Source organism: Serratia sp. GW822-FHT06D09 (assembly GCF_058799515.1).
The window spans coordinates 413,578-432,540 of the sequence record NZ_JBXALO010000004.1 but is presented as its reverse complement, the minus strand read 5'-3'; the positions used below and the strand labels follow the sequence as shown (position 1 = coordinate 432,540).

At 56.1% G+C, this 18,963-nt stretch carries 22 protein-coding genes and 1 tRNA gene; 16 read left to right on the top strand and 7 right to left on the bottom strand.

Going from position 1 to position 18,963, the window contains the following annotated elements; all coding sequences use genetic code 11:
* Positions 1–118: 118 nt before the first annotated feature.
* From AC1RKG_RS12900 to ruvX, 6 genes are all read left to right on the top strand, one after another.
* The gene (locus AC1RKG_RS12900; protein WP_041414952.1) at positions 119–631 is read left to right on the top strand and encodes a SprT family zinc-dependent metalloprotease; all 513 of its coding nucleotides are present in this window, start codon (positions 119–121) and stop codon (positions 629–631) included.
* A 151-nt stretch (positions 632–782) separates the two neighbouring features.
* On the top strand, positions 783–1,478 hold the full coding sequence (gene endA, locus AC1RKG_RS12895) for a deoxyribonuclease I (RefSeq protein WP_046372643.1): 696 nt from the start codon (positions 783–785) through the stop codon (positions 1,476–1,478).
* A gap of 186 nt (positions 1,479–1,664) precedes the next feature.
* Positions 1,665–2,396: a 16S rRNA (uracil(1498)-N(3))-methyltransferase gene (gene rsmE, locus AC1RKG_RS12890; RefSeq protein ID WP_493183205.1), complete on the top strand. Its 732-nt coding sequence runs from the start codon at positions 1,665–1,667 to the stop codon at positions 2,394–2,396.
* Between the two features lie 10 nt (positions 2,397–2,406).
* On the top strand, positions 2,407–3,357 hold the full coding sequence (gene gshB / locus AC1RKG_RS12885; RefSeq protein ID WP_020828597.1) for a glutathione synthase: 951 nt from the start codon (positions 2,407–2,409) through the stop codon (positions 3,355–3,357).
* 155 nt (positions 3,358–3,512) lie between these two features.
* On the top strand, positions 3,513–4,076 hold the full coding sequence (locus AC1RKG_RS12880) for a YqgE/AlgH family protein (RefSeq protein WP_041414955.1): 564 nt from the start codon (positions 3,513–3,515) through the stop codon (positions 4,074–4,076).
* Positions 4,076–4,498: a Holliday junction resolvase RuvX gene (ruvX, locus tag AC1RKG_RS12875; protein WP_020828599.1), complete on the top strand. Its 423-nt coding sequence runs from the start codon at positions 4,076–4,078 to the stop codon at positions 4,496–4,498. The genes AC1RKG_RS12880 and ruvX overlap by 1 nt, the downstream gene beginning before the upstream one ends.
* Here the strand turns inward: ruvX and AC1RKG_RS12870 are convergent.
* Positions 4,495–5,517: a type IV pilus twitching motility protein PilT gene (locus AC1RKG_RS12870; RefSeq protein WP_493183203.1), complete on the bottom strand. Its 1,023-nt coding sequence runs from the start codon at positions 5,515–5,517 to the stop codon at positions 4,495–4,497. The genes ruvX and AC1RKG_RS12870 overlap by 4 nt on opposite strands.
* 20 nt (positions 5,518–5,537) lie before the next feature.
* Between AC1RKG_RS12870 and AC1RKG_RS12865 the strand changes: the two genes are divergently transcribed.
* From AC1RKG_RS12865 to hemW, 6 genes are read left to right on the top strand one after another with little or no spacing between them, the layout of a single operon-like run.
* Positions 5,538–6,245 carry a YggS family pyridoxal phosphate-dependent enzyme gene (locus tag AC1RKG_RS12865; RefSeq protein ID WP_493183201.1) on the top strand — a complete coding sequence of 236 codons (708 nt, stop codon included), beginning with the start codon at positions 5,538–5,540 and terminating at the stop codon, positions 6,243–6,245.
* 20 nt (positions 6,246–6,265) lie between these two features.
* On the top strand, positions 6,266–7,087 hold the full coding sequence (gene proC / locus AC1RKG_RS12860) for a pyrroline-5-carboxylate reductase (protein ID WP_259218518.1): 822 nt from the start codon (positions 6,266–6,268) through the stop codon (positions 7,085–7,087).
* A gap of 31 nt (positions 7,088–7,118) precedes the next feature.
* Complete coding sequence (locus AC1RKG_RS12855; protein WP_044553435.1) at positions 7,119–7,673, top strand: YggT family protein; 555 nt, start codon at positions 7,119–7,121, stop codon at positions 7,671–7,673.
* Complete coding sequence (yggU, locus tag AC1RKG_RS12850) at positions 7,670–7,960, top strand: DUF167 family protein YggU (protein WP_020828604.1); 291 nt, start codon at positions 7,670–7,672, stop codon at positions 7,958–7,960. The genes AC1RKG_RS12855 and yggU overlap by 4 nt, the downstream gene beginning before the upstream one ends.
* Before the next feature lie 17 nt (positions 7,961–7,977).
* Positions 7,978–8,571, top strand: a complete 594-nt coding sequence (locus AC1RKG_RS12845; RefSeq protein WP_493183198.1) for an XTP/dITP diphosphatase — start codon at positions 7,978–7,980, stop codon at positions 8,569–8,571.
* Positions 8,564–9,703 carry a radical SAM family heme chaperone HemW gene (gene hemW / locus AC1RKG_RS12840; protein WP_046372639.1) on the top strand — a complete coding sequence of 380 codons (1,140 nt, stop codon included), beginning with the start codon at positions 8,564–8,566 and terminating at the stop codon, positions 9,701–9,703. The genes AC1RKG_RS12845 and hemW overlap by 8 nt, the downstream gene beginning before the upstream one ends.
* 37 nt (positions 9,704–9,740) lie before the next feature.
* Here the strand turns inward: hemW and AC1RKG_RS12835 are convergent, their stop codons facing one another.
* The 5 genes from AC1RKG_RS12835 to trmB all read right to left on the bottom strand — a co-directional run bounded on the left by AC1RKG_RS12835 (position 9,741) and on the right by trmB (position 13,087).
* Positions 9,741–10,175: a DUF29 domain-containing protein gene (locus AC1RKG_RS12835; protein WP_122080179.1), complete on the bottom strand. Its 435-nt coding sequence runs from the start codon at positions 10,173–10,175 to the stop codon at positions 9,741–9,743.
* Positions 10,176–10,275: 100 nt separating this feature from the next.
* Positions 10,276–10,992, bottom strand: coding sequence for a YggN family protein (locus AC1RKG_RS12830; protein WP_044553444.1), 717 nt, complete (start codon positions 10,990–10,992; stop codon positions 10,276–10,278).
* A 30-nt stretch (positions 10,993–11,022) separates the two neighbouring features.
* Positions 11,023–11,946, bottom strand: coding sequence for a glutaminase B (glsB, locus tag AC1RKG_RS12825; protein ID WP_130016774.1), 924 nt, complete (start codon positions 11,944–11,946; stop codon positions 11,023–11,025).
* A gap of 95 nt (positions 11,947–12,041) precedes the next feature.
* Positions 12,042–12,368 carry a YggL family protein gene (locus AC1RKG_RS12820; RefSeq protein ID WP_020828611.1) on the bottom strand — a complete coding sequence of 109 codons (327 nt, stop codon included), beginning with the start codon at positions 12,366–12,368 and terminating at the stop codon, positions 12,042–12,044.
* Positions 12,368–13,087 carry a tRNA (guanosine(46)-N7)-methyltransferase TrmB gene (trmB, locus tag AC1RKG_RS12815; protein WP_020828612.1) on the bottom strand — a complete coding sequence of 240 codons (720 nt, stop codon included), beginning with the start codon at positions 13,085–13,087 and terminating at the stop codon, positions 12,368–12,370. Before trmB ends, AC1RKG_RS12820 begins: the two co-directional genes overlap by 1 nt.
* Before the next feature lie 177 nt (positions 13,088–13,264).
* Here trmB and mutY point away from each other — a divergent pair, with 177 nt between their 5' ends.
* From mutY to mltC, 3 genes are all read left to right on the top strand, one after another.
* Positions 13,265–14,332, top strand: coding sequence for an A/G-specific adenine glycosylase (gene mutY / locus AC1RKG_RS12810; protein ID WP_230090382.1), 1,068 nt, complete (start codon positions 13,265–13,267; stop codon positions 14,330–14,332).
* Between the two features lie 153 nt (positions 14,333–14,485).
* The gene (locus tag AC1RKG_RS12805) at positions 14,486–14,758 is read left to right on the top strand and encodes an oxidative damage protection protein (RefSeq protein WP_020828614.1); all 273 of its coding nucleotides are present in this window, start codon (positions 14,486–14,488) and stop codon (positions 14,756–14,758) included.
* 54 nt (positions 14,759–14,812) lie between these two features.
* A complete protein-coding gene (gene mltC, locus AC1RKG_RS12800) occupies positions 14,813–15,889 on the top strand; it encodes a membrane-bound lytic murein transglycosylase MltC (protein WP_020828615.1) in 1,077 nt (358 codons plus the stop codon).
* Positions 15,890–15,941: 52 nt separating this feature from the next.
* On the opposite strand, the gene speF is transcribed toward mltC, so the two are convergent.
* A complete protein-coding gene (speF, locus tag AC1RKG_RS12795) occupies positions 15,942–18,104 on the bottom strand; it encodes an ornithine decarboxylase SpeF (protein ID WP_493183196.1) in 2,163 nt (720 codons plus the stop codon).
* Positions 18,105–18,809: 705 nt separating this feature from the next.
* Between speF and AC1RKG_RS12790 the strand changes: the two genes are divergently transcribed.
* A tRNA-Phe gene (locus AC1RKG_RS12790) sits at positions 18,810–18,885 on the top strand.
* Positions 18,886–18,963 lie beyond the last annotated feature (78 nt).

Sequence of the window (18,963 nt, the reverse complement as noted above, 5' to 3'; positions counted from 1 at the left end):
ACAATCCATCAGCGTCGATCGGGTTATCAATGCGATGAAAAACCGGCCCGGCAGGCGGGATGAGAATTAGTTTTTCGTCTTATTGCCAGCCGTCGCGCCATTGCTTAAGCTAGCCGCAATGAACAAAGTAAGAATCCCCATAGCGCTGCAACAGGCGGTGATGCGCTGCCTGCGTGAAAAACTTCTGCTGGCGCGTCAGCATTTTTCCGTCGAGTTTCCGGAACCCAAAGTCGTTTACCAGCAACGCGGAACCAGTGCGGGCACCGCCTGGCTGCAAGCCTGGGAAATTCGGCTGAATCCGGTTTTGCTGATGGAAAACCAACAGCCGTTTATCGACGAAGTGGTGCCGCACGAACTGGCGCATCTGTTAGTCTTCCGCCAGTTTGGCCGCGTGGCCCCACATGGGCGCGAATGGCGCTGGATGATGGAAAGCGTGTTGCAGGTACCGGCCAGCCGCACCCACCAGTTTGAAATTGCCTCGGTGCAAAGCAAAACCTTCCCCTACCTCTGTCGTTGCCAACAGCATCAGCTCACCGTACGTCGGCATAATCGGGTGCTTCGCGGAGAAAGCGAATACCGCTGCCGTCAGTGCGGCGAAAAATTGAAATTTATCGCCGGTGAGCCTGTTTAAGCGAAAAATCCAACCTCTGCTCCCTACGTCCCAAGTTACAGCCAGACTCCGGCGCTGGCTTGAAAAGTCACGGGGTTAACGCCCGTCGTTTGCCACTGCCGTTGACTTCCGCTACCCTGCCTGCCTTTCCAATTTTGAGCAGTTTTGGAATATGCTTCGCAAAATTTTGTTTACGGTTATTTTCACCACCGGCGCCGCACAGGCGCACGGCATCAATAATTTTTCTCAGGCCAAGGCGGCAGCGGCCAAAATCAACCAAGATGCGCCCGGTTCTTTCTACTGCGGCTGCCAGATCACCTGGCAGGGCAAGAAAGGCATCCCAGATTTAAACAGTTGTGGCTATCAACCACGCAAGAACGCCCAACGCGCACAGCGTATCGAATGGGAACATGTGGTACCGGCCTGGCAGTTCGGCCACCAATTGCAGTGCTGGCAACAGGGTGGCCGCAAAAACTGCAACAAAGACGCGAGCTACCGCCAAATCGAAACTGACCTGCACAACCTGCAGCCGGCGATTGGCGAAGTGAACGGCGATCGCAATAATTTCATGTACAGCCAATGGAAAGGCGGCGAAGGTCAGTATGGCCAGTGCCCAATGAAAGTGGACTTTAAAAATAAGCAGGCCGAACCGCCCGCACGCGCTCGCGGCGCGATCGCCCGCACCTATTTTTATATGCGCGATCGCTATCAACTACGGCTTTCCCGCCAACAGACCCAGCTTTTCGAGGTGTGGAACCGTCAGTATCCGGTCAGCCAGTGGGAATGTCTGCGCGAAGCACGCATCGCTAAGGTACAGGGCAACCATAATCCCTATATTCAACAGGCTTGCCAGCAACGAAAGGGCTAAATCCCCTTCGTACTTAAAACTGCAGCGGTGTTGACTGCGTGAGCGCCCCCGAATCACTTACTTAAGTAAGCTCATCGGGATGCACTTACTTGCCGCCTTGCTGCAGCTTCAATTACTTTGGGTATATACTCTTTTTTTTCAAGCTGCAGCACTGATGACTGCATATTAGTCAGGATCGAATATTCAATGCGTATACCCCGTATTTATCACCCGCAGCCGTTAATCGACCATGCAGAAATCGCACTGAGCGAAGACGCCGCCAACCACATCGGGCGTGTACTGCGTATGAGCGCCGGCCAGGCACTGCAGCTCTTCGACGGCAGCAACCAGGTATTTGACGCCGAGATCACCAAGGTCGACAAAAAAAACGTGCTGGTGCGGCTAGCCGCCGGCCAACCGGAAGACCGTGAATCGCCACTCAATCTGCATCTGGGCCAGGTGATTTCTCGCGGTGAGAAGATGGAATTCACCATTCAGAAATCCATCGAGCTCGGGGTCAATGTCATTACTCCGCTGTTTTCCGAGCGCTGCGGTGTGAAGTTGGACGGCGAGCGTCTGGCGAAAAAAATCCAGCAATGGCAGAAGATTGCCATCGCCGCCTGCGAACAATGTGGCCGCAACCGGATTCCGGAAATTCGCGAGGCGATGAAACTGGAAGACTGGTGCGCCGAGCAAGATGGCAGCCTGAAACTCAACCTGCATCCACGCGCCAACCACAGTATCAATACCCTGCCGCTGCCGGTGGAACATGTCCGCCTGCTGATTGGGCCGGAAGGCGGTTTATCCGCCGACGAAATTGCGATGACCACAGGCCACGGATTTACTGATATCCTGCTTGGGCCACGCGTTCTGCGTACAGAAACCACAGCGCTCACCGCAATTACCGCTTTGCAGGTACGTTTCGGCGATCTGGGTTAAAGGAGAAAAGATGATTAAGCTCGGCATCGTGATGGACCCTATCGCCTCCATCAACATCAAGAAAGACACCAGCTTCGCCATGCTGCTCGAAGCGCAGCGCCGTGGCTGGGAACTGCACTACATGGAGATGGACGATCTCTATCTGCACGCCGGTGACGGCCGCGCCCGCACTCGCCTGCTGAGCGTGAAGGAAGATAAAGAGAGCTGGTTCAGCTTTGGCAGCGAGCAGGATCTGGCGCTGCATGATCTGGACGTGATCCTGATGCGTAAAGATCCCCCTTTCGATACCGAATACATCTACGCGACCTATATTCTGGAACGCGCAGAGGTCAAAGGCACGCTGGTAGTTAACAAGCCGCAGAGCCTGCGTGACTGCAACGAAAAGCTGTTCACCGCCTGGTTCCCGGAACTGACGCCGGACACCCTGGTCAGCCGCAGCGCGGCGCACATCCGCAAATTCCACCAGCAGCACGGCGACATTATTCTCAAACCGCTGGACGGCATGGGCGGCGCGTCTATCTTCCGCGTGAAGCAGGACGACCCTAACCTGTCGGTGATTATCGAAACCCTGACCGAGCACGGTAGCCGTTTCTGCATGGCGCAGAACTTCTTGCCGGCAATCAAAGAGGGCGATAAGCGCATTCTGGTGGTTGACGGTGAGCCAGTACCTTACTGCCTGGCGCGCATCCCGGCGCAGGGCGAGACCCGTGGCAACCTGGCGGCCGGCGGCCGTGGTGAAGCGCGTCCACTGAGCGAAAGCGACTGGAAAATTGCGCGTGCGGTAGCCCCGACGCTGAAAGAAAAAGGGCTGATCTTTGTGGGCCTGGACGTGATTGGCGATCGCCTGACTGAAATCAACGTCACCAGCCCAACCTGTGCGCGTGAAATAGAAGCGGCCTTCCCGGTTTCCATCACCGGTATGCTGATGGATGCAATCGAGAAGCGTCTGGCAGCGAAGTAATCGAAATGCGGGTGACTTGCGTCGCCCGCCTTCCCGACCTCCCTGAATGACGCTGTCAGCCCGCGTCAACCGAGTCGCGGCTTGAAAGGCGATGGGGATAGCCGCATACTGGCGGCTGTTTAACTTCTCACCAATCAAATACCTTAAATAACACCATGAATTTACAACACCATTTTCTTATCGCTATGCCATCACTTCAGGATCCTCGCTTCAAACGCTCGGTGATTTACGTCTGCGAGCACAATGAAGACGGCGCCATGGGCCTGGTGATCAATAAACCGGTGGAACAGTTCACGGTGGAAACAGTGCTGAGCAAACTGAAGATCATGCCACAGGCGCGCGATCCGGCCATCAGTCTGGATAAACCGGTGTTTGCCGGCGGCCCGCTGGCTGACGATCGCGGTTTTATCCTGCATACGCCGTGCAAAGGCTTCGGCTCCAGTATCCAGATCTCGCCGGATACCATGATCACCACCTCGAAAGACGTACTGGAAACCTTGGGCACGCCGGAACAGCCGGAGGACGTACTGGTCGCGCTCGGCTATGCCGGCTGGGAGAAAGGCCAGTTGGAACAGGAAGTGCTGGAAAACGCCTGGCTGACCATCGAAGCCGACACCGACATTTTGTTCCATACGCCGATCGCCAGCCGCTGGCGCGAGGCCGCCAATCGCCTTGGCATTGATATCCGCAGCATTGCCAACCACGCAGGACACGCCTGATGACCAACCGCACCATTATCGCCTTCGACTTCGGCACCAAAAGCATTGGCGCGGCCATTGGCCAGGAGCTAACCGGCAGCGCCCGTGCGCTGGCGGCTTTCAAAGCGCAGGACGGCTCGCCGGACTGGCAGAAGATCGAGAAGTTGCTGAAAGAGTGGCAACCGGATCTGGTGGTAGTCGGTCTGCCGCTGAACATGGACGGCACCGAACAGCCGGTCACCGAGCAAGCGCGCAAGTTCGCCAACCGCCTGCACGGCCGCTTTGGCGTGCAGATCGCGCTGCATGATGAGCGTCTCAGTACCGTCGAAGCCCGCGCCAACCTGTTCGATCGCGGCGGCTTCCGCGCCCTGGACAAGGGCAGCGTGGATTCCGCCTCGGCGGTGGTAATCCTGGAAAGTTGGTTCGAACGGCAATTGGGTTAATCCCTTGGCAAAGTCCCCTCCGCGCCGCCCAGTAATCCCGCACAGATCCGCTGTTGCAGACCTTGCTCAAAGGTCTGCATGCCGGACTGCCCACCGGTTTGCAGCACGCTGGCAAGCTGATGGGTTTTGCCCTCGCGGATCATGCTGCTGACCGCCGCCGTCGCCGTCAGCACCTCAAAAATCGCCACCCTGCCGCCCCCGGGCCGACTCAACAGCTTCTGTGCAATCACCGCCTGCAGGCTACCGGCCAACTGTGCACGCACGTAGGGCTTTTCTTCCGCCGGGAAAACATCCACCAGCCGATCGACCGCCTGCGTCGCGCTACGGGTATGCAGCGTCGCCAGTACCAGATGGCCGGTTTCCGCAGCGGTAAGCGCCAGCCTGATGGTTGCGGTGTCACGCAGCTCCCCCAGCAAGATGACGTCTGGATCTTCACGCAGGGCAGCACGTAATGCGTCGTCAAAGCTGTGGCTGTCCCGGCCCAATTCGCGCTGCTGAATTAAGGAGTGTCGACTGCGGTGAATAAATTCGATCGGATCCTCCAGCGTAAGGATATGCCGCCGCTGGTGCTGATTGATGTCGTCAATCATTGCCGCCAAGGTGGTGGATTTACCGCTGCCGGTCGCGCCGGTCACCAAAATCAGGCCATCTTCCCTGCGCACCAGGGCCGGAATGATGTCTGGTGCTGCCAACGCCGCCAGCGTCGGACACTCGCCGGCAATCAGCCGCAAGGCAAGCGAAACCCCGAGGCTTTGCAGAAAGAAATTGGCGCGCAGCCGAATATCGCCCGCAAGCGTCAGCGCCAGATCAAGCTGCCCCTGCTGTTGCAATTGCTGCCGCTGCTGGGGTTGCAGCAGCGCATTGCACAAGCGATGCATCTTGGTCTCGGTCAGTTTTTCCGTACCTGCCAGCGGCTGTAATTCACCATCGATGCGCAACATCGGCTGATGCCCCGTACAAAGGTGCAGATCGGAAGCATTATGCTTTACACTAAGGGCCACGAATTCACCGATATCCATATCAATCTCCTGGGTCAATGATGAGCACTATCCAACAGAATCTGCAGGATGTCAGAAACCGCATTACCGCGGCCGCTCAAGGCTGCGCTCGCGCTCCAGAAGAAGTGACGCTGCTTGCAGTGAGTAAAACCAAACCTGTGGCGGCGATCGCAGAAGCCATCGCGGCAGGCCAGCGAACCTTCGGGGAAAACTATGTACAGGAAGGCGTGGATAAGGTTCAGCATTTTGCCGAGCTGCCGGAAGGCGCAACGCTGGATTGGCACTTTATCGGCCCTTTGCAATCCAATAAGAGCCGGCTGGTGGCAGAGCACTTTGCCTGGTGCCATACCGTCGATCGGCTGCGTATCGCCCAGCGGTTAAGCGACCAGCGCCCGGCAGACATGCCGCCGCTTAACGTTCTGATCCAAATAAATATCAGCGATGAACAGAGTAAATCTGGCATTGTACTGGCTGAACTGCCGGCGCTGGCAGAAGCGGTTGTCGCCTTGCCGAACGTTCGTTTACGCGGGCTGATGGCGATTCCGGCTCCGCAAGAAGACTACCAGAGCCAATTAGCGGTATTCCGCCAGATGCACGACGCCTTCCTGGCGCTGCAACAGCATTATCCACAGGTAGACACGCTGTCGATGGGCATGACCGATGACATGACGGCGGCCATTGCCGCAGGCAGCACTCTGGTTCGTATCGGTACCGCCATTTTTGGCGCGCGAGATTATTCGCAGTCCTGACACACTGACGAGGAATTTTAATGCAACACCGTAAGATTACCTTCATTGGCGCCGGCAACATGGCCCGCGCAATCATCGCCGGCCTGGTGGCGGGCGGTTACCCGGCCAAATCCATCAGCGTCTGCGCGCCTTCAGCTAAAAACCGCGATGCGCTGGCTGCCGACTACGGCATCGTTAGCAGCGGCGATAATCTTGCCTGCGCACGCGAGGCCGACGTCATCGTACTGGCGGTGAAGCCACAGATGATGGCAGATGTTTGCCAGCCGTTGCGCGATCAGATCGATTTCAGCGGCAAACTGGTGCTGTCGATCGCCGCAGGCATTCAGGTCAGCCGTTTTTACCAGCTGCTGGCCGACAATCTGAATATCGTACGCATTATGCCAAACACGCCATCGCTTGTGGGTAAAGGCATGAGTGGCCTGTATGCGCCGCAGCAGGTCAGCCAACAGGATCGTGACTACACCAGTGATTTGATGGCGTCAGTTGGCAAGGTATGTTGGGTGGATGACGAAAACGGCATCAACAGCGTGATCGCCGCTGCGGGCAGTGCCCCGGCCTATTTCTTCCTGTTTATGGAAGCCATGCAGCAGGAAGCCGAACGTATGGGCTTCGACAGCCAGACTGCCCGTACGCTGGTGCAACAAGCGGCATCCGGCGCCGCTGCGCTGGTGGAAGCCAACCCGGAGACGCCGTTGTCGACCTTGCGTGAGCAGGTAACGTCCAAAGGCGGCACCACCGCCGAGGCGCTGCGGGTATTCAACGAACAACAGCTGCCGGCAACCGTGGCCAAAGCCATGCAGGCAGCAGTTTCCCGTGCGCAGGAAATGGAAAAATCATTTTAAATAATCGAGAGTTAAGGAGAAGGACGACTTCATGCTAACGCTGACTTTTTTGGTCAAAACCGTTATTGATCTTTACGTCATGGTACTGCTGCTGCGCATCTGGATGCAGTGGACACGCGCTGACTTTTACAACCCATTCGCGCAGTTTATCGTGAAGATCACCCAGCCGGTGATTGGCCCGCTGCGCCGTATTATCCCGTCAATGGGACCTATTGACAGCGCATCCCTGCTGTTGGCTTTCCTGCTGATGACCATCAAGTACCCGCTGTTGCTGCTGATTCAGGGCGGCGCGATGTCACTCAGCCCGTATAACCTGCTGTTTGGCTTGATCTCTCTGGTAAAGTCGGCCGGTTATCTGATCTTCTGGGTGATGATTATCCGCGCGCTGATGAGCTGGATAAGTCAGGGCCGCAGCCCGATTGATCAGTTGATGTATCAACTGACCGAACCGTTGATGGCGCCAATCCGCCGTATTCTTCCGGCAATGGGCGGCATTGATTTTTCAGCGATGGTAGTGATCCTGATCCTGTATCTGATCAACTACCTGGGTATGGATCTGTTCGGTGAGATCTGGTTCCTGCTGTGAGTGCAGTCACCCCCGTGCTGGACGGGCTGGCAATCAGGCTATATATTCAGCCGAAAGCCAGCCGCGACCAGATTGTCGGTTTGCATGGCGACGAACTTAAAGTCGCCATTACCGCCCCGCCGGTAGACGGCCAGGCCAACGCTCATCTGATCAAGTTTCTCGCCAAGCAGTTCAAAGTGGCGAAAAGCAACGTCACCATAGAGAAAGGCGAGCTGGGGCGGCATAAACAGTTACGCATCGTTAATCCGCAACAGATCCCCGCCGTGGTCGCGGCGCTAATCGAATAAATTTCAAGGTAGTCATCATGCAAAAAGTCGTTCTTGCCACCGGTAACCCGGGTAAAGTGCGCGAACTCGCCGACCTGTTGGCCGATTTCGGCCTGAACGTGGTCGCTCAAACCGAATTGGGCGTGGAGTCCGCCGAGGAAACCGGCCTGACGTTTATCGAAAATGCCATTCTGAAAGCCCGCCATGCGGCGCAAATCACCGGTCTGCCGGCGATCGCCGACGACTCGGGTCTGGCGGTTGATGCGCTGGGCGGCGCGCCAGGCATCTATTCTGCACGTTACGCGGGTGTAGACGCCTCTGACCAGCAAAACCTCGACAAGCTGCTGGTTGCGCTGAAAGACGTGCCCAAGGACAGCCGTGGCGCACAGTTCCACTGCGTGCTGGTGTATATGCGCCACGCGGAAGATCCGACACCGCTGGTGTTCCACGGCAGCTGGGCCGGTGAAATCACCGATGCCGCCGCCGGTGAAGGCGGTTTTGGCTATGATCCTATCTTCTACGTTCCGGAGCTGGGCCGCACCGCTGCCGAGCTGAGCCGTGACGAAAAGCGCGCCGTATCACACCGTGGTAAAGCCCTGAAGCTGATGCTGGAAGCGATGCGCAATGCTTAAGTTGCCCCCGCTGAGTTTGTACATTCATATTCCGTGGTGCGTGCAGAAATGCCCGTACTGCGACTTCAACTCGCATGCGTTGAAGGGCGAAGTGCCGCATCAGGAATACGTCGATCACCTGCTGGCGGATCTGGATGCCGATCTGCCGCTGGTCAGTGGTCGCGAAATCAGCACCATTTTTATCGGCGGCGGCACCCCCAGCCTGTTGAGTGCCGAAGCGATGCAATCGCTGCTGGACGGCGTGCGGGCACGCATTCCGGTGATTGACGGCGCCGAGATCACCATGGAGGCCAACCCGGGTACCGTGGAGGCCGATCGCTTCAGCGGCTATCAGCGCGCCGGTGTGAACCGCATTTCTATCGGCGTGCAGAGCTTCAGCGCCGAGAAATTGACTCGCCTGGGTCGCATTCACGGCCCGGAAGAGGCCAAACGCGCAGCTCACCTGGCTACCGGCCTGGGTTTGCGCAGTTTTAACCTAGATCTGATGCACGGCCTGCCGGACCAGTCGCTGGAAGAGGCGCTGGACGATCTGCGCCAGGCCATTGCCCTCAATCCACCGCATCTGTCGTGGTATCAACTGACTATCGAGCCCAATACGCTTTTCAGTTCACGCCCGCCGGTGCTACCGGACGACGACGCGCTGTGGGACATTTTCGAGCGGGGCCATGAATTGCTGAGCGCCGCCGGCTATCAGCAGTATGAAACTTCGGCCTACGCCAAACCGGGCTATCAGTGCCAACATAACCTCAACTACTGGCGCTTTGGCGACTATCTGGGGATTGGCTGCGGCGCGCACGGCAAGTTAACCTTCAGCGACGGCCGCATTCTGCGCACCGCGAAAACCAAGCATCCGCGTGGTTTTATGCAGGGCAAGTATATGGACAAGCAGCATGAGGTGACGGCGGCGGACCGGCCGTTCGAATTCTTTATGAACCGCTTCCGCCTGCTGGAAGCCGCACCGCGTGCTGAATTCGTCAACTACACCGGGCTGGATGAAAGCGCGATCCGTGCTGCGCTGGACGAAGCGCTGGCGAAAGGTTATCTGGTAGAAACGCCGGAATATTGGCAGATCACCGAGAAAGGCAAACTGTTCCTTAATTCGCTACTGGAGTTGTTCCTGGCGGATGAATGAAAAAAAGCGCTGAGTTTTCAGCGCTTTTTTATTTGAATCAATCTGGGTAAAAATCTTGAGCAAGGACTTGCTGAATGTCCCAAATACCGTTTTCCGGATAAACATCCAATCCGGTCTCCGTGGTGGCAAAGGCGACTGCTTTTGACCATACCACATCCAGCCAGTCTGCATCGCCGAGTTTGCTTTTTAAGCTGGGCGACTCTTTCAAGCTATAAAGCACCTCTTTACGCTGTGCCTTAATCGTTCTTTCCCAACTGGTTCCGCGCCGAGCCGGCTGGTATTTCCATTTCAGCAAGTGTGCTATCAGCACCGTCATTCGGCTCGCAAGTTCCCTTTGCTCGCTCTTTCCCACGTCCTCAATCTCCTCGGCGATCTTTTCAACATCGATCTCAGACAATTTTCCGGAGCGCAAAAGAGCTGCCTGTTCATTTGCCCAGGCGACAACATCAGTTTCGTAGCGAGTATGGCTCATAGCGTTCTCCGTAAACACCCATGAATCTGTACGTAGTTTAACCAGTCTGTCAGATAACCGTCAGGAGGTCAAAAAACACGCTATCCACTGTGATTTCATGTTACTTCAATGCATTAAGCAAATCTTTGCGCTGGGTTTCCAGGCCGGTAACGCGGTTGCACACGTCGTGGCCGAAGTTCTGGAAATCCTGCTCCTGGTTATTCCATTCGTTCTGAATCGCCTTCTGCAGGCCGCCCAGATTGCCCATGATCGCCTGCAGCGGGTTGCCGCCGCTATTAGCTGCCTGCTTGACGCCCATCTCATTCAGGCTGTCCTGCAATACGCCGCCCATGCTCTGCTGGACGATATTGCGGCCATCCTGCTCAACCTGATCAATCGCCTTGTGATGGAAGGTCAGGCCGTCGCTGCGGTGCTCAATGATACGGTTCATCTGTTGCTTAAGCTGACCGTTCAACGTGGTCAGGCGGTTACGCACGTTGCTGTCGCTGCCCAACTCTTTGACGATCACCTTGTCCAACGCCACCCGCGCTTTTTCCAGATGTTGCTGAGCGCCGTTGTCGATCCACGGCAACTCTTTGCGCAATGCGCTCTGGTAACTGAAGGCCTTCTGTCGCTGGCTGTCTGTCAGGCTCAACGCCTGGCCATTACGGGTTACATCGCCATCCGGTGAAATCTGCAGATTGCCGCTGGCCCCGGTCACCTGTACGTTCTGCGGGCTGATAATCACGTCGTCCTGGGGTTTAACGTTGCACTGATACTCGGCATGGGCCTGTGAAGCAGTCAACAGCAGTAAGGCTAACCCGGTTTTCTTTAACATATATTCTCCTGACGCCCTTCCGTGGTGGGGCTAAAAAATCGAACGGCTAATCCGTTGAGACAACAGTTCCAGCGCCGCAGTTCCCGCCAATGAGTTACCGGAAGCATCCAGTTCCGGCGACCAGACGGCGATCGACAGCTCGTCGGGGACGATAGCGACAATACCGCCACCCACGCCGGACTTGCCCGGCATGCCCACGCGATAGGCAAATTCCCCCGCGCCGTCGTACATGCCGCTGGTCATCATCAGCGCATTAATCTGGCGCGCCTGCAGGGGGCTTATCACCTCGCGTCCGCTAAGATCACGACCGTGATTGGCCAGATAAACAAAGCTGCGAGCCAGCTCCTCACAGCTCATTCGCAGCGCGCAATAGTGGAAATAGGTTTGCAGCACGGTAAGCACGTCGTTTTCGAAATTGCCGAACGACTTCATCAGGTAGGCTATCGCCGCATTGCGATCGGAGTGTTCGAACTCGGAACGGGCCACCCGCGAATCATAGGCCAGGTCATCTTCACCGGCCAGTTGACGCACCACTTCCAGCATTCGCTGCTTGGGCGCGCTGAGCCGGGTTTGCAGCATGTCGCACACCACCAGCGCACCGGGGTTGATAAACGGATTGCGCGGTTTGCCCTGCTCCATCTCCAGCTGCAACAGCGAGTTGAACGGCAGACCGGAAGGCTCCTTGCCAACCCGACGCCAGATCTCCGCCTCCTGGTAGCGCGTCAGCGCCAGCGTCAGGCTCAACACCTTGGAGATCGACTGAATAGAGAAACGCTCGTCGGCGTTACCGGCCTGGAACATTTCGCCGTCGACGGTGCAAACGGCGATCGCCAGACGATCGGCCGCCACTTCCGCCAGCGCCGGTATATAGTCCGCCACCTTGCCCTGGCCAATCAGCGGGCGCACCTGTTGCAGGATCTCATCCAGCAACGCGTTATCCAATGTTGTTACCACCGCGGTCACACTCCGGACAAAATAAAGGTGCCGTAAAGGCACCTTAAATCAATAGATTCAGCGCGACGCCAGGCCGCGCTTATCAGGCAGGAAAATCAGTCCCACCAGATATCGAACAGATCGCTGACCTTAACGTCGGTCAGTTTACGCGCTTCCAGCCATTTTTTGACCAGTTCGCGTTGCTCGTCAGTGCAGTGACCGATGGTCTGCAGACAGATCAAGCCTTCCCACTGCAGGTAGCCGCTACCGTCAAAGGCCATGCCGTTCGGCTCAATCACTTCGTCGATAAAAGCGTCCAGCGTGCTGTCGATATCTTCAACCGCGGTGCCTTCGGCAAAGCGCCATGCAACGGAGAAGCCCAGCTCCTGAAACTCTTCAATGTGTAACTTTTTACGTAAACGACGACTGCGGTTCTTAGCCATTATTCTTTCCTCTCAAACATCAAGTCCCAAACGCCATGTCCCAGACGCTGGCCGCGTAATTCAAATTTTGTCAGTGGGCGTGAATCCGGACGCGGCACATAATCATTATCGCTGGAAAGATTGCGATAGCCTGAGATCCCGTTCATAACCTCTAACATATGTTCTGCATAAGGTTGCCAGTCGGTGGCCATGTGGAAGACGCCGCCGACTTTCAGTTTGCGACGCACCAGTTCAACAAACGGCGTCTGTACGATGCGGCGTTTGTTGTGGCGCGCTTTGTGCCACGGATCGGGGAAAAACAGCTGAACCATGTCCAGCGAGCCGTCCGGGATCATATTCTCCAGCACCTCAACCGCGTCGTGACACATTACGCGCAGGTTGCTCAGTTCCGCTTCGGTAGCGTCGGCCAGGCAGGCACCCACGCCCGGCGAATGGACTTCTATCCCCAAGAAATTCTGCTGCGGGTTATTGCCCGCCATGGTCACCAGCGAGGCGCCCATGCCAAAACCGATCTCCAGCACGGTCGGCGCGTCGCGCCCGAACAGTGCGGCGATATCGACAGGTTCAGCCTGATACTCCACGCCCATCACCGGCCAATAGTTGTCCAACGCGTGCTGTTGGCCTTTGGTCAACCGCCCCTGGCGGCGGACAAAACTGCGGATACGGCGCATCGCGCGGCCGTTCTCATCAAATTCCGGGGAGATGACGTCATTAATCATAGTGCTTTCTGTCTGTTTGGCTGCCAATTAGGGAAACGCGCATTATGCAAAGATACATTGGTTTAGCAAGTGTTCATCTAATGTACCTGCCGTGCGACGTCGGAAAGTTCCGGTTTACAGCATCATGACTCTATGCTGCAATCGCGCTTCATTTTCTGCCGGATATCGAATCAGCTTATGATGCAAGCACAGCAGTTCGCACAGGTGGTGCTTGACTGGTACCAGCGTTACGGCCGTAAGACCCTGCCGTGGCAGCTTGATAAGACCGCCTATCAAGTATGGCTCTCTGAGGTCATGTTGCAACAAACTCAGGTTGCCACCGTGATCCCTTACTTCCAGCGCTTTATGGCACGTTTTCCCAACGTGCGTGCGCTGGCTGAAGCGCCGCTGGACGAAGTGCTGCACCTGTGGACCGGCCTGGGCTACTACGCCCGTGCGCGCAATCTGCATAAGGCGGCGCAGGCTATTGTCGCACAGCACGGCGGTGAGTTCCCGACAACCTTTGAAGAAATCCACGCCCTGCCCGGGATTGGCCGTTCAACGGCAGGCGCAGTGCTGTCGCTGGCGCTCGGCCAACACTACCCAATCCTCGACGGCAACGTAAAACGCGTCCTGGCCCGCTGCTATGCCGTCGAAGGCTGGCCGGGCAAGAAAGAAGTAGAAAACCGACTGTGGGAAATCAGCGAAAACGTTACCCCGGCCAAGGGCGTTGGCCAGTTCAATCAGGCGATGATGGATCTGGGGGCGATGGTCTGCACCCGCTCCAAGCCGAAATGCGAACTGTGCCCACTCAGCCTCGGCTGCATCGCCTATGCCCACCATAGTTGGGCAAAATATCCGGGTAAAAAGCCCAAGCAGACCCTGCCGGAAAAAACCGCCTACTTTTTATTGCTGCAGCACGGCGAACGCGCCTGGCTGGAGCAGCGCCCCGCCGTCGGTCTGTGGGGTGGTCTGTTCTGCTTCCCGCAGTTCAGCGAACGTGAAGAGATGGAACTCTGGCTGCAACAGCGCGGTCTGAAAAACAATCGCCGGGAGCAACTGACCGCATTTCGTCATACTTTCAGTCATTTCCATCTTGATATCGTGCCAATATGGCTGGAAATGGACGCCGCAGGCAGCAGCATGGATGAGGGCGCCGGTCTCTGGTATAACTTAGCGCAGCCGCCATCGGTCGGGCTGGCCGCACCGGTTGACCGCCTGTTGCAACAGTTGGCAAAACAGTCCCCGCGCCGACAGGGTTTATAGCCTAAATAATTCGAGTTGCAGGAAGGCGGCAACTGAGCGAGTCCCGATGAGCTTACTGAGGTAAGTGATTCGGGTGAGAAAAGGCAGCCAACACACCTGCAGCTCAAAGTATGACGGGTTTATTGGCAATAGCGCCATTGATGAGGAATTAGCATGAGCAGAACCATTTTTTGTACCTTCCTGCAGCGTGACGCCGAAGGGCAGGACTTCCAGCTTTATCCAGGGGAAGTCGGCAAACGCATCTATAACGAGATCTCGAAAGAAGCCTGGGCAGAATGGATGAAAAAACAAACCATGCTGATCAACGAGAAAAAACTGAACATGATGAACGTTGACGACCGCAAATTGCTGGAAGCGGAAATGATCAAATTCCTGTTCGAAGGGCATGACGTCCATATCGAAGGCTATACGCCACCAAGCGAATAATGCTGTTGGGGCCAGGCGCTGGCCCTTCCAATACTTCTCGTATACGGCTTTAAGATGAAGAAAATTTTAGCTTTGCTAGTGATAGCGCCCCTGCTGATATCCTGTTCCGGCAAAAAAAGCACTGAAGTCAACGAAGCCTGGGTCAAAGACACCAACGGCTTCGAAATCCTGATGGGTCAGTTCGCCCACAACATCGAGAATATCTGGGGTCTGAACGAAGTTCTGATCGCCGGGCCGAAAGATTACGTTAAATACACCGACCAGTATCAAACCCGTAGCCACATCAACTTTGATTCTGGTGCCATCACTATTGAAACCATCGCCACCACCGATCCTGCCGCTCACCTGCGTCAGGCGATTATCAGCACCTTGCTGATGGGGGACGACCCGGGTTCTATCGATCTCTATTCCGACGTCAACGATATCCAGATCAGTAAAGAGCCGTTCCTGTACGGCCAGGTACTGGATAACAAAGGTGCGCCGATCCGTTGGGAATGGCGTGCGGCGCACTTCGCCGACTATCTGTTGCAGACCAAGCTGCAAAAACGCACCTCCGGCCTGCACGTAATTTACTCGGTCACTATTCAGCTGGTGCCAAACCACCTGGACAAACGTGCCCACAAATACCTGCCGATGGTTCGCAAGGCGTCGGAGAAATACGGCGTGGAAGAGTCGCTGATCCTGGCGATCATGCAGACCGAATCGAGCTTTAACCCGTATGCGGTGAGCGGTTCAGATGCGTTGGGCCTGATGCAGGTGGTGCAGCACACTGCCGGTAAGGATGTGTTCCAGATGCGTGGGAAATGGGGCAAACCAAGCCGCAGTTACCTGTTCGACCCGGAAAACAACATCGATACCGGTACGGCTTATCTGGCCATTTTGCAGAATAACTATTTGGGAGGGATTCAAAACCCGACCTCACGCCGCTACGCGGTTATCACTGCCTATAACGGCGGCGCCGGCAGCGTGCTGCGCGTGTTCTCTAGCGACAGGACCCGTGCGGTGAGCATCATCAACGGCATGCAGCCGGGCGACGTCTATCAGACGCTGACCACCAAGCATCCGGCCGGCGAATCTCGCCGTTACCTGGTGAAGGTGAACAACGCCCAGAAGAGTTACCGCAGAAGATAATTTGCGGTGGCGTTATCAATGAAAAGGGCCGGTGCAAACCGGCCCTTATTTTCTATTGCTTGATCATATAGCCGAAAATGCGTTTCCAGCCGTGATCCTTTTTCTCGATATAAACGCCCTGCAACTCCGGGGAGAAGCCCGGCAGCCGGTTGATGCCCTCTTCCAGCGCCATGAAATAACGCTGTACCGCCCCGCCCCAGACTTCGCCCGGCACTACGCATAGCACGCCCGGTGGGTAAGGCAACGCGCCCTCTGCCGCAATGCGCCCTTCGGCCTGCCCGATCGGCACCAGTTCAACGTTGTCACGGATAAACTCCACGTTGGCGTCCTGCGGGTTCATCATCACCTGCGGGAAATGACGCTGACGGAACATCTCTTTTTGCAGCTGCTTAACGTCGAAGCTGACGTATAAATCGTGCATCTCCTGGCACAGCTGGCGCAGGGTATAGCCGCGATAACGCTGCTCGTTCTTGCGATATACCGTTGGCAGCACCTGGCTCAGCGGCGCGTCCTCTTCCACGTAACGTTCGAACTGCACCAGCATATCCACCAGTTGTTGCATCTTGGCCGGGTTTTCCGCAGGCGTCAGCAGGAACAGGATCGAGTTAAGATCGCACTTCTCCGGCACGATACCGTTCTCGCGCAGGAAATTGGCCAGAATGGTGGCCGGCACGCCAAACTCGGTGTATTGGCCGGTGGCGGCATCAATACCCGGCGTGGTCAGCAGCAGTTTGCACGGATCGACCAAATACTGGTCCTGCGCGTAACCTTCAAAACCGTGCCATTTCTCATCCGGCACAAAATTGAAGAAACGGGCGTCGTTGGCGATCAAATCGGTGTCGTAATCCTGCCAGTTCTTCCCCGAGATCTGCAGGGGGACAAACGGCCTGAGCTGCGAACAGCGTTCCAGCAGTTGCTTGCGCGTCTCGATACCAAGCCTCACGCAGTCCATCCACATACGGCGACCGGCGGCCCCGGCATGCATCTTGGCGTTGACGTCCAGCGCCGCAAACAGCGGATAGAACGGGCTGGTAGAGGCGTGCAGCATGAAAGCGTTGTTCAGGTGCTTGTGGTTGCAGTGACGCTTCTGGCCCTTGATATGGTCGTCTTTCTTGTGGATCTGCGAGGTTTGCGAGAAGCCGGCCTGCTGCTTGTGTACCGACTGGGTAACAAAGATGCCCGGGTCAAGCTCGTCCAGCTCCAACAGCAGCGGTGAACACTCTTTCAGCATCGGGATAAACCCTTCGTAACCCACCCAGGCCGAATCAAACAGGATGTAGTCGCACAGGTGACCAATGGTGTCGATCACCTGACGCGCATTATAAATAGTGCCGTCGTAGGTGCCGAGCTGAATGATTGCCAGGCGGAAAGGACGCGCTGCCTCGGCTTTCTCCGGCGCTACCTGACGAATTTGTTCGCGCAGATAACGCTCGTCAAAGCAGCGGGAATCGATACCGCCGATAAAGCCAAACGGGTTGCGCGCGGTTTCCAGATACACCGGCGTCGCTCCGGCCTGGATCAACGCACCATGATGGTTGGACTTATGGTTGTTACGGTCGAACAGCACCAGATCGCCACGGGTCAGCAGCGCGTTGGTTACCACCTTGTTGGCGGCCGAGGTGCCGTTGAGCACAAAATAGGTTTTATCGGCGTTGAACACCCGTGCCGCATGCTTTTGGGCGTCCTTGGCCGAGCCTTCGTGGATCAGCAAATCGCCCAATTTAACGTCGGCGTTGCACATGTCGGAACGAAAAAGCGTTTCACCGTAAAACTCGAAAAACTTGCGGCCCGCCGGATGCTTGCGGAAAAACTCCCCGCCCTGATGCCCCGGACAGGCAAAGGTCGAGTTCTCCATTTCCACATAGGTTTTCAAGGTTTTGAAAAACGGCGGCAGCAGCGCCTGCTCGTAAGCATCCGCCGCGGCTTCCAACTGCGCCATATAAAACGCCTTGCTGGCACCGTCCAGCGCGAAAACACCGCTGATAAACGGCAGGTAGTCCGGCGAGAGATGCTCATCTCCGGCCACCGCCACAAAGGTGGGGATCTCGAACCCGGTGGCTTTAAGCTGTGCCAGGATGCCGGCGTTGACGTCATCAACCGACACGACCAATGCCGCAACGTCGGTATAATCCGTCTGCTCGACGCGGACAATCTGGCGCAGCGTTTCAATGGCGGCGACCAGGCTGGCGCTGGTGGCTATCTTCAATTCTTTCATAGTGCTAACTCTCAAACGGTTAAGGATGAGGCTGTGCCACAAGGCACGGTGATGAGATAACAAAGGTTATCCCGGCAACTTGATGTCCGGGGTGGCAGCATAGAGCGCATGCGTGACCGGCTGACTCTCTTAAGATTATCAGGCCACTATCGGGAACTGGTATCGGCAGCGTCCGATAGACATCAGTAAAATCAGAGCCACAGCTCTATTTTTAATAATGCCTAACAGCGAGCATGAAGTTGCCTTACCGCATGCTGGGCTGGGCGTGTCTGGAGGACGACGTTCGGGAAAGATCGCGGCGGAGTAGCGGCATCATCAGATGTCTGGTGCGCAGTAGCGCTTGAGTAGCCATACCAGTCATGCCTGCAACCCTCTGACTTAAATGAGCGGAAACGCCGTTAGGGGACGTAGAGTGCTAAAATTTGCGCAATGATTGCATGTTTTTTTATGTGGTTCAAGTAACTATTATGTCGATTAATTACATAATAATTTAAGCATAACCAATTGTTATAAAACATATAATAATAACCATTAGAAAAACCAAAACGGTATAAATACACGGATTCTTTGCATATTTATCACTTCCCCCCCTCCTCCATGCCCCACGAACCTTACCCGCCACTGCATGAAAATAGAGCAACCGATCGGCTTTGTGATAGAAACCGATTGACGATATCCGGCCAATAGGGTTAAATGCGCCCCGTTGCCCGGATAGCTCAGTCGGTAGAGCAGGGGATTGAAAATCCCCGTGTCCTTGGTTCGATTCCGAGTCCGGGCACCATATTTAGAAGAACCCGCCTATGGCGGGTTTTTTGCTTTTCGAGACAGGACTCTTCATCGAACACGTTCGATTATTCGG

What these genes read in the sequence shown, in the direction of transcription:
- proC (WP_259218518.1), top strand. Translation starts at nt 6,266, where the DNA reads ATGCAACACCGTAAGATTACCTTCATTGGCGCCGGCAACATGGCCCGC.
- hemW (WP_046372639.1), top strand. Translation starts at nt 8,564, where the DNA reads ATGCTTAAGTTGCCCCCGCTGAGTTTGTACATTCATATTCCGTGGTGC.
- ruvX (WP_020828599.1), top strand. Translation starts at nt 4,076, where the DNA reads ATGACCAACCGCACCATTATCGCCTTCGACTTCGGCACCAAAAGCATT.
- AC1RKG_RS12900 (WP_041414952.1), top strand. Translation starts at nt 119, where the DNA reads ATGAACAAAGTAAGAATCCCCATAGCGCTGCAACAGGCGGTGATGCGC.
- speF (WP_493183196.1), bottom strand. Translation starts at nt 18,104, where the DNA reads ATGAAAGAATTGAAGATAGCCACCAGCGCCAGCCTGGTCGCCGCCATT.
- AC1RKG_RS12835 (WP_122080179.1), bottom strand. Translation starts at nt 10,175, where the DNA reads ATGAGCCATACTCGCTACGAAACTGATGTTGTCGCCTGGGCAAATGAA.
- gshB (WP_020828597.1), top strand. Translation starts at nt 2,407, where the DNA reads ATGATTAAGCTCGGCATCGTGATGGACCCTATCGCCTCCATCAACATC.
- AC1RKG_RS12805 (WP_020828614.1), top strand. Translation starts at nt 14,486, where the DNA reads ATGAGCAGAACCATTTTTTGTACCTTCCTGCAGCGTGACGCCGAAGGG.
- trmB (WP_020828612.1), bottom strand. Translation starts at nt 13,087, where the DNA reads ATGATTAATGACGTCATCTCCCCGGAATTTGATGAGAACGGCCGCGCG.
- AC1RKG_RS12865 (WP_493183201.1), top strand. Translation starts at nt 5,538, where the DNA reads ATGAGCACTATCCAACAGAATCTGCAGGATGTCAGAAACCGCATTACC.
- mltC (WP_020828615.1), top strand. Translation starts at nt 14,813, where the DNA reads ATGAAGAAAATTTTAGCTTTGCTAGTGATAGCGCCCCTGCTGATATCC.
- AC1RKG_RS12845 (WP_493183198.1), top strand. Translation starts at nt 7,978, where the DNA reads ATGCAAAAAGTCGTTCTTGCCACCGGTAACCCGGGTAAAGTGCGCGAA.
- mutY (WP_230090382.1), top strand. Translation starts at nt 13,265, where the DNA reads ATGATGCAAGCACAGCAGTTCGCACAGGTGGTGCTTGACTGGTACCAG.
- endA (WP_046372643.1), top strand. Translation starts at nt 783, where the DNA reads ATGCTTCGCAAAATTTTGTTTACGGTTATTTTCACCACCGGCGCCGCA.
- AC1RKG_RS12870 (WP_493183203.1), bottom strand. Translation starts at nt 5,517, where the DNA reads ATGGATATCGGTGAATTCGTGGCCCTTAGTGTAAAGCATAATGCTTCC.
- AC1RKG_RS12820 (WP_020828611.1), bottom strand. Translation starts at nt 12,368, where the DNA reads ATGGCTAAGAACCGCAGTCGTCGTTTACGTAAAAAGTTACACATTGAA.
- AC1RKG_RS12855 (WP_044553435.1), top strand. Translation starts at nt 7,119, where the DNA reads ATGCTAACGCTGACTTTTTTGGTCAAAACCGTTATTGATCTTTACGTC.
- AC1RKG_RS12830 (WP_044553444.1), bottom strand. Translation starts at nt 10,992, where the DNA reads ATGTTAAAGAAAACCGGGTTAGCCTTACTGCTGTTGACTGCTTCACAG.
- AC1RKG_RS12880 (WP_041414955.1), top strand. Translation starts at nt 3,513, where the DNA reads ATGAATTTACAACACCATTTTCTTATCGCTATGCCATCACTTCAGGAT.
- rsmE (WP_493183205.1), top strand. Translation starts at nt 1,665, where the DNA reads ATGCGTATACCCCGTATTTATCACCCGCAGCCGTTAATCGACCATGCA.